This is a genomic window from Synechococcus sp. BA-124 BA4, from assembly GCF_034931165.1.
In genome coordinates, this window is the sequence record NZ_JAYGIA010000112.1 from 1 (window position 1) to 13,838 (window position 13,838).

Annotated in this window: 15 protein-coding genes and 2 pseudogenes; 8 read left to right on the top strand and 9 right to left on the bottom strand. The window is 66.9% G+C overall.

Annotated features, from left to right (window positions below; all coding sequences use genetic code 11):
* Positions 1-262: FAD-dependent oxidoreductase (locus VB734_RS13710; protein ID WP_323243536.1), on the bottom strand; the 262-nt coding region annotated here is incomplete at its 3' end.
* 103 nt (positions 263-365) lie between these two features.
* On the opposite strand from VB734_RS13710, the gene gatB reads away from it, so the two are divergent.
* The 3 genes from gatB (at position 366) to VB734_RS13725 (ending at position 3,229) form a co-directional block, all read left to right on the top strand.
* Positions 366-1,856, top strand: coding sequence for an Asp-tRNA(Asn)/Glu-tRNA(Gln) amidotransferase subunit GatB (gene gatB / locus VB734_RS13715; RefSeq protein ID WP_322782278.1), 1,491 nt, complete (start codon positions 366-368; stop codon positions 1,854-1,856).
* A gap of 264 nt (positions 1,857-2,120) precedes the next feature.
* The gene (locus tag VB734_RS13720; RefSeq protein WP_322782279.1) at positions 2,121-2,444 is read left to right on the top strand and encodes an Ets-domain-containing protein; all 324 of its coding nucleotides are present in this window, start codon (positions 2,121-2,123) and stop codon (positions 2,442-2,444) included.
* 182 nt (positions 2,445-2,626) lie between these two features.
* A complete protein-coding gene (locus VB734_RS13725) occupies positions 2,627-3,229 on the top strand; it encodes a chloramphenicol phosphotransferase CPT family protein (RefSeq protein WP_322782280.1) in 603 nt (200 codons plus the stop codon).
* On the opposite strand, the gene coaE is transcribed toward VB734_RS13725, so the two are convergent.
* Positions 3,148-3,837 carry a dephospho-CoA kinase gene (gene coaE, locus VB734_RS13730; RefSeq protein WP_322782632.1) on the bottom strand — a complete coding sequence of 230 codons (690 nt, stop codon included), beginning with the start codon at positions 3,835-3,837 and terminating at the stop codon, positions 3,148-3,150. The genes VB734_RS13725 and coaE overlap by 82 nt on opposite strands.
* A gap of 45 nt (positions 3,838-3,882) precedes the next feature.
* On the opposite strand from coaE, the gene argJ reads away from it, so the two are divergent.
* Genes argJ through VB734_RS13750 form a run of 4 tightly spaced genes read left to right on the top strand, consistent with a single transcriptional unit; the run spans position 3,883 to position 7,777 of the window.
* Complete coding sequence (argJ, locus tag VB734_RS13735; protein WP_197161904.1) at positions 3,883-5,157, top strand: bifunctional glutamate N-acetyltransferase/amino-acid acetyltransferase ArgJ; 1,275 nt, start codon at positions 3,883-3,885, stop codon at positions 5,155-5,157.
* 50 nt (positions 5,158-5,207) lie between these two features.
* Positions 5,208-5,732, top strand: coding sequence for a hypothetical protein (locus tag VB734_RS13740; RefSeq protein ID WP_197161907.1), 525 nt, complete (start codon positions 5,208-5,210; stop codon positions 5,730-5,732).
* Between the two features lie 36 nt (positions 5,733-5,768).
* A complete protein-coding gene (locus VB734_RS13745; protein ID WP_197161910.1) occupies positions 5,769-6,104 on the top strand; it encodes a hypothetical protein in 336 nt (111 codons plus the stop codon).
* Complete coding sequence (locus VB734_RS13750) at positions 6,104-7,777, top strand: AarF/ABC1/UbiB kinase family protein (RefSeq protein ID WP_322782281.1); 1,674 nt, start codon at positions 6,104-6,106, stop codon at positions 7,775-7,777. The genes VB734_RS13745 and VB734_RS13750 overlap by 1 nt, the downstream gene beginning before the upstream one ends.
* Before the next feature lie 46 nt (positions 7,778-7,823).
* On the opposite strand, the gene VB734_RS13755 is transcribed toward VB734_RS13750, so the two are convergent.
* The 5 genes and pseudogenes from VB734_RS13755 to eno form a co-directional block, all read right to left on the bottom strand.
* A complete protein-coding gene (locus tag VB734_RS13755; protein WP_322782282.1) occupies positions 7,824-8,639 on the bottom strand; it encodes an MBL fold metallo-hydrolase in 816 nt (271 codons plus the stop codon).
* 213 nt (positions 8,640-8,852) lie between these two features.
* Entirely contained in the window at positions 8,853-9,005 is a 153-nt protein-coding gene (locus VB734_RS14690) for a hypothetical protein (RefSeq protein ID WP_416223699.1), read from the bottom strand.
* A gap of 20 nt (positions 9,006-9,025) precedes the next feature.
* Positions 9,026-9,883 (bottom strand): annotated as a pseudogene (locus tag VB734_RS13760) (glutaminase); the annotation flags it as partial.
* A 192-nt stretch (positions 9,884-10,075) separates the two neighbouring features.
* On the bottom strand, positions 10,076-10,273 hold the full coding sequence (locus tag VB734_RS13765; protein WP_322782283.1) for a hypothetical protein: 198 nt from the start codon (positions 10,271-10,273) through the stop codon (positions 10,076-10,078).
* A 346-nt stretch (positions 10,274-10,619) separates the two neighbouring features.
* Entirely contained in the window at positions 10,620-11,915 is a 1,296-nt protein-coding gene (eno, locus tag VB734_RS13770) for a phosphopyruvate hydratase (protein ID WP_322782284.1), read from the bottom strand.
* 137 nt (positions 11,916-12,052) lie between these two features.
* Between eno and gloA the strand changes: the two genes are divergently transcribed.
* Positions 12,053-12,484: a lactoylglutathione lyase gene (gene gloA, locus VB734_RS13775; protein ID WP_322782285.1), complete on the top strand. Its 432-nt coding sequence runs from the start codon at positions 12,053-12,055 to the stop codon at positions 12,482-12,484.
* On the opposite strand, the gene VB734_RS13780 is transcribed toward gloA, so the two are convergent.
* The gene (locus VB734_RS13780; protein ID WP_322782286.1) at positions 12,424-13,470 is read right to left on the bottom strand and encodes an AraC family transcriptional regulator; all 1,047 of its coding nucleotides are present in this window, start codon (positions 13,468-13,470) and stop codon (positions 12,424-12,426) included. The genes gloA and VB734_RS13780 overlap by 61 nt on opposite strands.
* 44 nt (positions 13,471-13,514) lie before the next feature.
* Positions 13,515-13,838 (bottom strand): annotated as a pseudogene (locus tag VB734_RS13785) (hypothetical protein); the annotation flags it as partial.

Here is a 13,838-nt window from a genome sequence, read left to right on the forward strand (position 1 = left end):
GGGCTATCCCTTCCATCCGCCCGGCAAGCCGCTGCACCCAGGCCGGAATCCGCTCCAGGCTGGCCTGGCCGAGGCCCAGCAGCGGGCCCGAGATTCCCTCGGCGTGGGGGGCCAGCATCCCGGCGGCCACGAACCCCGCCGCCTCACTGCGGCGCCGGCTGAGCACCTGCACCAGCTCTCCCCGGCGGGCCAGCTGGTGGGCCACCGCCAGACCGATCAGGCCGCCACCGAGGATCAGCACGGGGTCGCTCTGGACGCTCATGGGGCCGGCTCTGGGGTCCGCAGGGGATATTCAGCTTCGGCCATGGCCTCGCCCTGCGGCGGCGGCCGGACGGGGCCTGCTGCATAGGATCGCCCCAGGCGGGATGAAGGCCATGACCGGGGTGAGCGGAGAAGGGGGATGGGAGGCGGTGATCGGCCTCGAGACCCATGTGCAGCTGGGCACCGCCAGCAAGATCTTCACGGCGGCCTCCACCAGCTACGGCGACGATCCCAACACCCATATCGATCCGGTGGTGCTGGGGCTCCCAGGCACCCTGCCGGTGCTCAACGAGAAGGTGCTGGAGTATGCGGTGAAGGCGGCACTGGCCTTGAATCTGCAGGTGGCTGAGCACAGCAAGTTCGACCGCAAGCAGTATTTCTATCCCGATCTCCCCAAGAACTACCAGATCTCCCAATACGACGAGCCGATCGCGGAGAACGGCTGGATCGAGGTGGAGGTGGCCGAGAAGGGCAAGGACACCTACCTCAAGACGATCGGCATCGAGAGGCTGCACATGGAGGAAGACGCCGGCAAGCTGGTGCATGCCGGCAGCGATCGCCTCGCCGGCAGCACCCATTCGCTGGTGGATTACAACCGGGCCGGCGTGGCATTGGCCGAAATCGTGAGCAAGCCCGATCTGCGCACCGGCCGTGAGGCGGCGGAGTATGCCTCGGAGATCCGCCGGATCATGCGCTATCTGGGCGTGAGCGACGGCAACATGCAGGAGGGTTCCCTGCGCTGCGATGTGAACATCTCGGTGCGCCGTGGGCCGGATGAGCCGTTCGGTGTGAAGGTGGAGATCAAGAACATGAACTCCTTCTCGGCGATCCAGAAGGCCTGTGATTTCGAGATCGCCCGGCAGGTCAAGGCGATCGAGGCCGGTGAGCCGATTCGGCAGGAAACGCGCCTCTGGGACGAGAGCAAGCAGCTCACCAAGAGCATGCGCAGCAAGGAGGGGAGCAGCGATTACCGGTACTTCCCCGAACCGGATCTGGGCCCGATCGAGGTGACCGCAGAGCAGCGCGAGGGATGGCGCGCGGAGCTGCCCGAGTTGCCGGCGGCCAAGCGCCATCGCTACGCCGAGGAGCTCGGCCTCTCGATCTACGACGCCCGGGTTCTCACCGATGAACGCGCGATGGCCGAATACTTCGAAGCCGCCGTGGCCGCCGGAGCCGAGGCCAAGTCGGTCGCCAACTGGGTCACCGGCGACATCGCCGCCTATCTCAATGCCGGCAAGCTCTCGATCACCGAGCTGCCCCTGAAACCCGAGGAACTGGCGGAGCTGGTGGGCCTGATCGACGATGGCACGATCAGCGGCAAGATCGCCAAGGAGATCCTGCCGGAGCTGCTGGAGAAGGGCGGCTCCGCCAGGGCGATCGTGGCGGAGCGCGGCCTGGGCATGATCAGTGATCCCGCCGCCATCCAGGCGGTTGTGCAGGACCTGCTTGCCGCCCATCCGGCGGAGGTGGAGGCCTTCCGCGGCGGCAAGACCAAGCTTCAGGGCTTCTTCGTGGGCCAGCTGATGAAGCGCACCGGCGGCCGGGCCGACCCCAAGCTCGCCAATCGCATCCTCAGCGAGCAGCTGAAGGGCTGAGGTTTGAGTCGGAAATCCATGGCCAGCAGCTGGCTGTGGTGACTGATGGCCTGTGCACCAGACGCAGTCTTCGCAGCTTTCAACCTGCTGAGGAGCACCGGCTCGAAGTTGGCACTCTGCTCCTGGAGCTATCGAAAACCGCTGGTTGGGTGTGGAGAGCAGCTGTCACGACTGGGGGAGCTGCCAACGATCAGCCGCCAAGCGAGGTTCACGGCTGACACGAGCACTTGCCAGAGCATCAAAGGGCGGCATTGAGGCCTGAAAGTGATCACCAATGCTGAAATGGCCTCTGATCACCCGGTTACCCCAATGAGCGACCACAACGACCAGAAACTGTCTCCGCGGGAGATGATCCGGGCTCATGCGGGGATCGTTCTTCAGTTGGCCACGACCATCAGCGCCGTCGTCATCGCTGCATCACTGGTTCCCATCGCCCGGCAGGCGAAATTCTGGCAGGCCTGCCATGACACCTCCGTGAAGTGGCACGGTGTGTGGCATGTTGACAACATCACTGGCGATACGAAGGATGTGCATCAGGCCTGGGCGACACGCTTCTGCAATGGCGGCTCCCTCAGGCCCAGAGAGTGAACAAGAGTGCCACCAGGCTGGGAGGTAGCCGGGCTTTGATCGACAGAGATCTTCATTGAGCTTGCGCGCGCAAGGCCTGCTCAGGTCCCTGCTCTGCAGCGATGCCGCCCGGATCCTGCTGGGGATGCTGAAGCGAAGAGCGCACGGGATAACCTCGGAAGGCTGGAGATCAGGTTCAAGACGTGGACTGGCCGGACGTCATCCTTGTCAATGGACCGTCCAGTGCGGGCAAGTCCACCCTCTGTCGACGGCTGCAGGCGCGGATTGGCCACCCCTATCTCTGCCTCGGTTTCGACGACGTTCTCTTTTTCGCTGCCCCTCGCTATTACAGGGGGGCAGACACGCCCCGGCAGGGCGACACCGATCCGTTCACCGCCGAGGGCGTGCAGATGCATCGGGTGTCCGCAGAAGGGGAGCCACTGGATGTGCGGCCCGTGTTTGGACCCGTCTTCCAGCGCCTGATCGAGACCATGGCACCTGTTGTACGCACACTGGTGGATGGCGGCAACGCCGTGATTTTTGATCATGTCCTGCATGATCAGGGGATGATGGACAGCTGCACAGCCGCCTTCGCCGGACTGCGGGTGTTCAGCGTGGGCATCACCTGTGACCTGGCGATCCTCGAGGCACGGGAGCGGGCCCGCGGCGACCGCGTCCTTGGCCGGGCTCGTGGCCTGGCGGACGTGGTGCATGGCTTCTGCACCTATGACCTGACCGTGGATTCCGGGCAGCTGGGGCCTGAGGCCTGTGTGGATCGGGTGGTCTCTGCCCTGCATGGGGTCTGAACCTCCACGGCCTCCTTGACCCGCTCGGCCAATGAGGTGGCGGCCCCCTGGTTGTCGATGACCAGGTCGGCGAGCTGCCGCTTGCGCTCCAGAGGCCACTGGGTCGCCACTCGGGCGCGAGCCTCGGCCTCGCTGAGCCGGTCGCGGGCTATCAGCCGTTTCAGTTGCTGGCCCTCGTCGCAGTCCACCAGCCAGACCTCGCTGCACAGTCCCTCCAGCCCCGCCTCGAACAGAAGCGGGATCATCATCACCACCACGGGGGCCGCGGCCAGTCGAGCCAGATCGGCATCGAAGCGGGCTCGCACCAGCGGATGGATCAGTGCCTCCAGCCAGGCCCGCTCCGCCCCATCCGCGAAAACGATCCGCCCGAGAGCGGCGCGATCGATCCCTCCTGTCGCGTGGCGCACCCGGTCGCCGTACCGCTCCAACACGGCCTGCTCCCCTTGGCTGCAGGGGGCCAGGGCCTCCCGGGCGTAGCGGTCGGCATCCAGCACGGGCAACCCATGGCGCTCGGCGAGGAACCGCCCCACGCTGCTCTTGCCCGTGGCAATGCCGCCGGTGAGACCGATGCGGCGCTGCCCGCCACGCCAGCGGTGCCGGATCAGCATGGCTGGGAGCGGGGATTCGGTCCGGGGGTTGGTGGGGGCCATGGCATGGCGGCTCGGCAGGATGGCAGCACTCATCCTGCTGCCGTGACCCTCGCTGCCCTCTGGCACACCATCCCCGGTGGCCTCACCGCCCCCGATGGCTTCCTGGCGGCCGGGATCACGGCCGGTCTCAAGCCCTCTGGCAATCCCGACCTCTCCCTGCTGCTGGCGCCGGAGGGGGCCGTGTGCGCCGGTACCTTCACCACCTCGCTGGTGCGGGCCGCCTGCGTGGACCTCTGCGCCGAGCGACTGCAGGCCTTGGGCGGCCATGCCCGGGCGGTGCTGACCAATTCCGGCCAGGCCAATGCCTGCACCGGTGACCACGGCCTGATCGACAGCCTGCGAGCCACCCAGGCCCTTGCGGATCGGCTGGGGCTGGCGGCCGAGGAGGTGCTGATCTGCTCCACCGGTGTGATCGGCGTACCGATCCCGATGGACACTCTGCTGGCGGGACTCGAGCCCCTGGTGGAGGCTCTCAGCCTCGAGGGGGGCGACGCTGCTGCCACCGCGATCCTCACCACCGACCTGACCGACAAGCAGATCGCCCTGGAGGCTGATCTGGGCGGCCGGCGGGTGCGCCTCGGCGGCATGGCCAAAGGCTCGGGGATGATCCATCCCGACATGGCCACATTGCTCGGCTACCTCAGCTGCGATGCCGGTGTGCCGGCCGAGCTCTGGCAGGCCATGGTGCGGCGGGCGGTGGATCGCTCCTTCAACGCGATCACGGTGGACGGAGACACCAGCACCAACGACACGGTCCTGGCCTTTGCCGCCGGGGAACCCCTGAGCCCCGAGCACCTGGGCGCGCTGGAGGCCGGCCTGACGGCGGTGTCGCAGCACCTGGCCAGGGCGATCGCCCGCGACGGCGAGGGCGCCACCTGTCTGATCGAGGTGCAGGTGGAGGGAGCCCCGGATGATCCCGGTGCCCGGGCGATCGCCCGCACCATCTGCGGCTCCTCGCTGGTGAAGTGCGCCATCCATGGGCGTGACCCCAACTGGGGCCGGATCGTGGCGGCGGCGGGCCGCGCCGGCGTGGCCTTCGATCCCGGAGCGGTGGCCCTCTGGCTTGGCGAGCACCAGCTGATGGCCGCTGGGCAGCCCCTGGCCTTCGATCGTCCGGCGGCCTCCCGCTACATGGCCGATCGCGCCGCCGGCGCCTATCTCCACGACGACACGGTGGCCATCCGCCTGCTGGTGGGCTCCGGCCCGGGCACCGGCCTGGCCTGGGGCTGTGATCTCTCGGATCAATACGTGCGCATCAACGCCGACTACACCACCTGAAGGCTTGCGGCTGGAGGCAGGATGGAGACTTCCTCGAATCCAGCTCCCCCATGCCCGAGGCCGGAGCCCGGCGCCGATCCCGTCGATCCAGCCCGGAGGCGACAGCACCCCAGCCGCCGAAGCGCTGGGCACCCTGGGTGCTCCCCCTGGTTGCCGGTCTCGCCTTCGGCTCGGGCTACGGCATCACCGACCGCCTGCTGGCCCTGCAGGCCGGAGGGCCGCTGAAACTGGATCAGGGGTTTGATGTCAAGCCGTTCCCTGGCACCACGCTGGAAAGCCTGCGACTGCGTTATGGCGCCGACCGCGAGGAGCTGCGCGGTGATCTGGAGCTGATCGAACTGGAACGCCGGCAGCAGGAGGCCGCGGCCAAGGCCAAACGCGAGGCCAAGAAGACTGCCGAGCAGACGACGGCGGCTGGAGGCACCCAGGCTGGTGGCGCCCCGGACGGGCCCCTGACGGAGTCCTCCAGGGACACCGACTCCGCGGCTGACGCTCCGAGCCAGGAACCCGTCCCAGAGCCCGGCCCGCCCTCGCTTGACGTGCCGCCGCCACCGGCTCCCGAGCGCCAGCCCTGATCTGCCACAGTTTGCCCATAGCGGAAGGTCCCTTCGATGCATGCCCCCCAATCCCTGCTGCAGGCTGCGTTGAATCGGCTGGGGGCCCGTCTTGGCAGTGGCTTCGCCGATTCGGCAGCCAGCCTGGCCGTGCTGGCCCAGGAGGCCCCTGAGCGCCTCAGGCGCGAGCTGGAGCTGTTCTGGAGTGAAGTGGAGCAGGAGGCCCAGCGTCTCGAAACGGAGGCCAGCAGGGGCGGCACAGGCACCGAGGCCGGAGGAGGGGATGCCACCGCCACGGCTGCGGCCTGGGCTGCCGCACCTCCACAGGATCAGATCGATGATCTGCGAGCCCGGGTGGCGGCACTCTCGCGCCAGCTCGAGGACCAGGCTTGATGGACGCCTTGCGTCAACGGTGGCGGGGCTTCGCCCGCTCGCTGCGCATCTGGTGGACGGTGCTGCGCTTGCTGGGGGGGCTCTGGTGGGACGGGAAGGACTGGACCTACCGAGGCGGCTCCACACAGGAGCGGCGGGAGGCCAGGCAGCAACGCCGTGCCCGCTGGCTCACCGCTGAGTTGCTGGGGCTGGGCTCGGCCTTCATCAAGCTGGGTCAGTTGCTCTCCGCCCGTCCCGATGTTTTGCCGGCGGGCTACGTCGAGGAGCTCTCCCATCTGCAGGATCAGGTGCCCTCCTTCCCGTTCGCGGTGGTTCAGGCCCGGCTCGAGGAGGAGCTGGGAGGACGCTGCGCTGAGATCGTCGATCTCGAAGAGCGGCCTCTGGGCTCCGCCAGCCTCGCCCAGGTGCACCGGGCCAGCCTGCGCAGTGGCCGGCAGGTGGTCTTCAAGATCCAGCGGCCCGGGCTGGAGCGGTTGTTCCGGCTCGATCTGGAGGTGATGCAGCAGGTGGCGGCCGTGATGCAGCGCCATCCGCGCTGGGGTGAAGGCCGCGACTGGGTGTCGATCGCCCAGGAATGCCGCCGGGTGCTGTTGCGCGAACTGGATTTCCGCCTGGAGGCCGAACACGCGGCCCGCTTCCGTCAGCAGTTCCTCGACGATGCCGGCATCCGCATCCCCTCGGTGATCTGGGAGCTCAGCACCCGCCGGGTGCTCTGCCTGGATTTTCTGCCCGGCATCAAGATCACCGATCGCACGGCCCTTGTGGCGGCGGGCATCGATCCGGCGGCGGTGGCGGAGAAGGGGGCCGCCAGTTACCTGCAGCAGCTGGTGCGCTTCGGTTTCTTCCACGCCGATCCCCATCCCGGCAACCTGGCGGTGGCCGCCGATGGCTCTCTCATCTACTACGACTTCGGGATGATGGGCCAGCTGTCCCCGCGGCTGCGCAGCCGGCTGGGGCGGATGGTGCGGGCCGCGGCGGCGCGGGATGCCGCCGGCCTGGTGGAGGAGCTGCAGGGGGCGGGGGTGATCGCCAGGGAGGTGGATCCCGGCCCGGTGAGGCGACTGGTGCGGGTGATGCTCACCGAGGCGCTCACACCTCCCTTCTCCACGAACGTGATCGAGAAGCTCTCGGGCGACCTCTACGACCTGGTCTATGGCCAGCCGTTTCGGCTTCCGGCCGAGCTGATCTTCGTGATGCGGGCCCTCTCCACCTTCGAGGGGGTGGGCCGCAGCCTCGACCCCGGCTTTAGCCTGATGGCGATTGCCCGTCCTTATCTCCTCCCCCTGATGACCGCGAGCGGGAACGGCCCCAACGACTTCCTCGGTGAACTCAGCCGCCAGGCCGCTGAAGTGGGCAGCCGGGCCCTGGGCCTGCCCCGCCGCCTGGAGGACAGCCTCGTGCGCATCGAGCAGGGCGACCTGCAGGTGCAGATCCGCGCCGGGGAAACCGACCGGCTGCTGCGGCGGCTGGCTCTCGCTCAGCAGAGCACCAGCCAGTCGATCCTGCTGGGCGCCTGCGCCGTGGCGGCAGCGGTGCTCGGATCTGGGAGTCAGCCGTCCCTGGCCGCCATCCCCCTGGTGGCCGGGGTGCCGGTGGGGTTGAGCTGGGTCAAGCTCCAGGCTCGGCAGCGGCGGGATGCTCGCCTGGAGAAGCTGCCGGGAACGGGGAGCTGAGCGCTGTTCACCAACCCGTACGGGGTGGATGTTGGATCTGTGGATGTCAGTGGGTGGTGGAGGGGGTTCCCACGTCCTGGTTGCCCACATCCAGCTGTGCGCCTTCCGCTGCGGCAAAAAAGTCTGGAAGGAAGGTAGAACCGGCAAATGCCGTGCGGAGATTCTGGATCGAAGCATCGATCTTCGCATCGGTGCGTGTTGGGTCGTGATGGGTGAGCGCCACCTTGCGCACACCGGCCTGGCGGCAAACCTCGACCACGTACTCACCCACGCTGTGTCCCCAGCCTCTTTTCTGATCGAACTCCTTGGCGATGTACTGGGCGTCGTGAATGACCAGATCGGCGTCCTGCAGAAAGGCGATGTGGCGACGATCCTCCCGGCTGAAATCCTGAGATGAGGCGAAATCCCCTGTGCCATGGGGCTCATGATCACAAATGTAGACAACAACCGCACCGTCGGCTTCGATCCGATAGCCGAGGGTTGCTCCTGGATGGTTCAGAAACTGCGTCGATACCTTGGCGTCACCGATCATGTGCACGTCTTCGCGGAGCTCGTGAAAACGTATCGTCCCCCGGAGGGCGTCAAGGCTGATGGGGAAGAAAGGGGGTGACATCTGCAGCGTCAGCGCGTCCTGCAGGGAGAGGGCTCCAGGTCTGGGTGCATACACGTCCCACTCGCCGTCTGCTGCATAGAGAGGGGCGAAGAACGGCATTCCCTGAATATGATCCCAGTGCAGGTGGCTGATCAGGATGTGGCCACGTCGGGCGGAGGATTTCGTTGCCATCAGAGAGTTGCCGAGCTCTCTCACTCCGCTGCCACAGTCGAGAATCAGGAGCGTGCCGCCAGTGGTGCGTACCTCCACGCAAGTGGTGTTCCCTCCATAGCGAAGTGTCAGGGGACCGGGTGAAGGGATGGATCCTCTTGTCCCCCAGAATCGAACATGCATGTTCCTGCGATCCCCTCAAGTGGACTTCGGCTCATGCGGACTTTAGGGAAGTGTGTTGACGGTGGCCGATCGCCTCAGCGAGACAGGGTTCAGTCCCGGACCATGTCCTTCTCGATCGGCTTCAGGAGATCACGGGATCGCCGGCATGCGGTTGATGGCAACCTGGCGCTGGAACCTTCCGATTTCCAGTTCCAGCACCCCGGTGCTGATCCCCAGCGCTTCTGCGAGTGCACGGAGTTTGTGGTCTTCTTCGGCTTCGATCGTGCCATCGGCACAGGCCACCCGGAAGGCGGCAGCATGTTGGCTGTCATCTCGATGCTGCAACAGGAGAGGTAGAGGTCAAGCATCTTGTGGAGGTCGACATTCCGCGGCAGGCCCTTGCGCCCCTGCAGCAGATAGGCGATCGCAAAGTTGTTGTGCGCCGTTTTGCGCTCGGAGAGCATGGTTTCCTCACTGAAGCGGACCGTGGCCAGTCCGCCGCAGAGATCTGACCAGAGGTTCATGATCTCCTGGGTGATCTCCCGGGCACTCCTGTCCGGCCACCCGGAAGCGACGATCCCGGCGGTCATGATCGCACCGGCGGTCACGCAGGGATTGAAGGGGCGCATGTCCGGCAGCAGATCAAGCACATTGAACGGCCGCCCCGAGGGTTCAACACCAACGAACTGATGGGTGTACTCCGCTCCCTCGCGGGCGAGTGCATAGGCATAGGTGAGCGGTTTGGAGACGGACTGGATCGAGTGCTAGATCTCGACATCGCCGATCGGCATGCGCTGGCCATCAACCGTGCAGACCGCCACGCCCCACTTCTCAGGATCCGCATCCCGCAGGATCGGGATGTAATCGGCATTGGCGCCACCGTGGTCGCCAGCGACATGATTGTAGATCGTCTGAATATCACAGCAGAATTCCAGCCAGTCTGGGATGATGAGCTGGCGCACCAGGGCCCGTTTGACCATCATCAGCTCGGGTCCCACCAGGGTGCTGAAGGTGTCCAGATCAATGGAGCGGCCACCCAGTTCGGCCAGCCGGTTCATCGTGGTTCGCAGACGGAAATCGTCGGAGGAGATGCAGCTTTCGCTCAGGCGGGCATGAATCCTGGCGGCGTCGGTCGTGCCGTTCTCCGACACGCTCGCGAAAAGGGCCTGCATCCGATCCATGGGTGTGTCATGAGCCCAGCCAGGACGTTCTATCTCGTCGGCTCGCCCGCCGGCCGCAGGAGGCTGGCATCTGCTCGCAGTCGCGATCCACAGAGCGTCTCGAAGGCTCTGGGGACTCTGCGCTGGTCGGGTGGGGTCTAGACCAGGCCAGCCAGACTTCCGGAATCTGTTGTAGCGTCCCGAAGGGCCAGTTCAGTTGCAGCCCTGAACGGAGATGCGGTAGCTGAAGCCGAGAGCTCCGGGCTGACTGGAGGAGCCGACCCGGAAGTTCATGAGGCTGGTGCGCTTGCCCGGCACCGAGGCGAAGGGACCCCACATCTGTCCGGTGCCCTGGGGAGGGGTGAGGGTTTCATTGAAGAGCTGCAGGCTCGTCCTGTCGGTGAACCGCATGAAACCCTGCACGGGGTAACTGGCCTGGGGTCGGTGGAGGTGGCCGTGAAGAAGAAGCGATAGCTGGTGAAGGGCTGGTCGACGATGAAATCGGTGTTCCAGTTGTTGCGACCCAGCAGCCGTCCGCGCCCGATCCGTTTGCTCACCACCGGTTCGGAGCCGCCGATGGGCATCAGGAACGTGCATGTGGGAGCCGGCTGAGCCAGGGACGGTCCCCCTGCCATCACCCCCAGCGTCAGCACGGCGACGGCATGAGCCAGACGCACCGGGGTGGAACGGATCACGGCAGAGCCAACACGGGTGGCGGCGATCGTACGCCCCTGGAATCAACCGGCGGGGCCGCTGGTCAGGCTTTCCCCTGGGGTCCCCGTCCTTCGGCTCCGGCATAGAGCGCCTGGCTGCCCAGTTCGTCCTCGATGCGCAGCAGCCGGTTGTACTTGGCCACCCGCTCGCTGCGGCTGAGGGATCCCGTCTTGATCTGGCCGGCGCGGGTGGCCACCGCCAGGTCGGCGATGGTGGTGTCCTCGGTTTCGCCACTGCGGTGGCTGATCACGCTGGTGTAGCCGGCGCGGCCGGCCAGATCGATCGCCTGCAGGGTTTCCGTGAGGGAGCCGATCTGGTTCACCTTGATCAGGATCGAATTGGCGGTGCCGCTGTCAATGCCCCGCTGCAGACGGCTGGTGTTGGTCACGAACAGATCGTCGCCCACGAGCTGGAGCCGGCCGCCCATGCGCTCGGTCATCAGCGCCCAGCCCTCCCAGTCGTCTTCGGCGAGGCCATCCTCGATCGAGACGATCGGATAGCGGCTCACCAGCGCGTCCAGCTGATCCACCATCTCAGCGGAGCTGTAGCTGCCGCCGCCGAAGGCGTAGCGGCCGTCGGCATAGAACTCGGTGCTGGCTACATCGAGAGCCAGGGAAATCTCCTCCCCGGGCTTGTAGCCCGCCTTCTCGATCGCCGCCACCAGCAGGGCGCCGGCGGCGTCGTTGCTCTCCAGGTTGGGGGCAAAACCGCCCTCATCGCCCACGGCCGTTGAGAGGCCCTGCTTGCTCAGCAGCCCTTTGAGGGTGTGAAACACCTCGGTGCCCATGCGCAGGGCCTCACGGAAGCTGGGGGCGCCGTGCGGCACCAGCATGAATTCCTGGAAATCCAGGTTGTTGGCGGCGTGGGCTCCGCCGTTGATCACGTTCATCAGCGGCACCGGCAGCAGGGTGGCCATCGGTCCGCCCAGGTAGCGGTAGAGGGGAAGGCCCACCCCGTCGGCCGCTGCTCTCGCCACCGCCAGGCTCACGGCCAGGATGGCGTTGGCCCCCAGGGCCGATTTGTTGTCGCTGCCGTCGAGCTCGATCATCGCGGTGTCGACCGCCACCTGCTCAATGGCGGTGAGGCCGCAGAGCACCGGAGCGATCTTCTCCTCGATGTTCGCCACCGCCTGGAGCACCCCCTTGCCGGCGTAGCGGCTGCCGCCATCGCGCAGCTCATGGGCCTCATGGGCGCCGGTGCTGGCGCCGCTGGGCACGATGGCGTGGCCCTGGGCGCCCCCTTCCAGCCGCACTTCCGCCTCCACCGTGGGGGTGCCGCGGGAGTCGAGCACCTCCCGAGCCACGATGGAATCGATCACGAGGTCGAGGGAGTCGAACACGAAAACTGAAGGCGGTCAGGGCTTGGGGGGATCTTATGGGTCGCCCCGGGGCGCTCCGATGTCACGGTCGGTACCGACGGATCAGCTGTCCGGGTCGGAGGTGCCGCCAGACTGGTCTCCTCTGCTCCCCATCCCCTATGCGTCTGCTTCACACCATGCTCCGGGTGGGCGACCTGGAGCGCTCTCTGGCCTTCTACACCGAGGTGCTGGGCATGCGCCTGCTGCGCCGCAAGGATTACCCCGCTGGCCGTTTCACCCTGGCGTTCGTGGGCTATGGCGATGAGAGCGACACCACCGTGCTGGAGCTGACCCACAACTGGGACACCAGCTCCTACGCGATCGGTGATGGGTTCGGGCACATCGCGCTGGGGGTGGAGGACATCCACAGCACCTGTGAGGCCATCGCCGGCAAGGGAGGGCGGGTGGTTCGGCCGCCCGGGCCGATGAAGCACGGCAGCACGGTGATCGCCTTCGTGGAAGACCCCGACGGCTACAAGGTGGAGCTGATTCAGTTGTCGTCCAGCCCTGAGCGGGAGCGCCGCAACAGCATCGAAGGGGTGAGGCCGTAACGCTCCCGGAAGCTGGCGGAAAACGACGACATCTGGCGGAAGCCGTGGCGGGCCGCGATCTCCGCCACGCTCTCGTCCCCGCCGGCCTGGCGCAGATCATCGTGCACCGCACTCAGGCGCTGTTGTTTCACCCACTGCATCGGGGCGCAGCCGAAGCGGTGTTGAAAGAGGTAGTAGAGGTTGCGCCGGGAGTACGAGCTGCGACGACACAGCTCCGTGGGGGTCAGGGGGGCGTGCAGATGGGCCCGGATCCACTCGAGCAGCTCGTCGAAGTGGCGATCGCGGCTGGAGGGGCTCAGGCCCCGGCCGGCGCTGCCGGCCCCAGCGCCGCCCAGCACCAGATCAGGGCAGACCATCGCCGCCGCCAGCCTCAGGATCAGGTCTTCGATCTGCTCCTCCGCCATCCCACCGACGCTTCGGAGCAGGGAAGCGTCGGCCATCTGCAGGGCCAGGTGCAGATGGCGCAGCAGCTCAGCCTGCAGGGGGACGGCTGAGCCATCGATCAGGGCGGCCCGCTCGAAGCGCTGGCGCAGCTGGCGGCTGCTGAGCTGACCGGTGCCGATCACGGCCGCCGTCTCGGCCAGCCGGCGGCGATCGAGGCTGACCATCACCTCCTGGAAGGGGCCCGTGCTGGCCTCGAAGGCACAGCCGGGAAGGTAGGCGGCCATCGGGCCTGACATCAGCTCCAGGACCTCACCCTCCAGACGGATGTGGGCCTGTCCTGAGCAGGGCAGGACCAGCGTGGCGAAGCGGCTGTCATCGAAGGCCACCTCCAGGGGAGAGTGAATGCTGCAGGTGATCGGCAGGGCCCCCACGCTGGTGACACCGCTGCGGTGGAAGAAGGTTCCCGCCTCGGTGGGCCTGAACAGGGCGTTCAGGGGCAGGCTCTGGCTCACCCTCGCCTGCAGGGCCTCGAGATCCGCCACCTCGTGGGCCAGGGACTGGAAGTAGGTGAGGGCAGGGTTCTTGGTGGAGGCGGTCGCCATGGGGAGCCGGCAGCTCAGCAGCAATCCAGTCCAGTCTCCTGCCTTCAGGAGGGTGTGCCGTAGGCCACCTGGCAGACGGCGTTCACCAGTTGGGCCTGATCGGCGCTGGCGGGCGGCTGGCCGTTGAGCAGCCCTTCCTGGCAGTTCACGCCCCCGAAGAGGTTGGATTCGTCGGCAAAGCCGTAGCTGAAGCTGGCTCCCGCGCTGCCCACCGGCTCGACGGAGGCGTAGTTGAGCCGGTAGGGGCTCTGGGGCACCAGGATCTGGGTGGATTGCTGCGTGGCGGCCTCATTCACCAGGGCGGTGATGGTGCTGGCGCTGGCCAGGCCGGCCACGCCCCAGGCGGCGGCGCTGGCGCCCCACCACCC

Excerpts from the sequence above, each read along its gene's own strand:
- gatB (WP_322782278.1), top strand. The coding sequence starts at position 366 with ATGAAGGCCATGACCGGGGTGAGCGGAGAAGGGGGATGGGAGGCGGTG.
- coaE (WP_322782632.1), bottom strand. The coding sequence starts at position 3,837 with ATGCTGATCCGGCACCGCTGGCGTGGCGGGCAGCGCCGCATCGGTCTC.
- argJ (WP_197161904.1), top strand. The coding sequence starts at position 3,883 with ATGGCGGCTCGGCAGGATGGCAGCACTCATCCTGCTGCCGTGACCCTC.
- VB734_RS13740 (WP_197161907.1), top strand. The coding sequence starts at position 5,208 with ATGCCCGAGGCCGGAGCCCGGCGCCGATCCCGTCGATCCAGCCCGGAG.
- VB734_RS13745 (WP_197161910.1), top strand. The coding sequence starts at position 5,769 with ATGCATGCCCCCCAATCCCTGCTGCAGGCTGCGTTGAATCGGCTGGGG.
- VB734_RS13750 (WP_322782281.1), top strand. The coding sequence starts at position 6,104 with ATGGACGCCTTGCGTCAACGGTGGCGGGGCTTCGCCCGCTCGCTGCGC.
- VB734_RS13765 (WP_322782283.1), bottom strand. The coding sequence starts at position 10,273 with ATGCGGTTCACCGACAGGACGAGCCTGCAGCTCTTCAATGAAACCCTC.
- gloA (WP_322782285.1), top strand. The coding sequence starts at position 12,053 with ATGCGTCTGCTTCACACCATGCTCCGGGTGGGCGACCTGGAGCGCTCT.
- VB734_RS13780 (WP_322782286.1), bottom strand. The coding sequence starts at position 13,470 with ATGGCGACCGCCTCCACCAAGAACCCTGCCCTCACCTACTTCCAGTCC.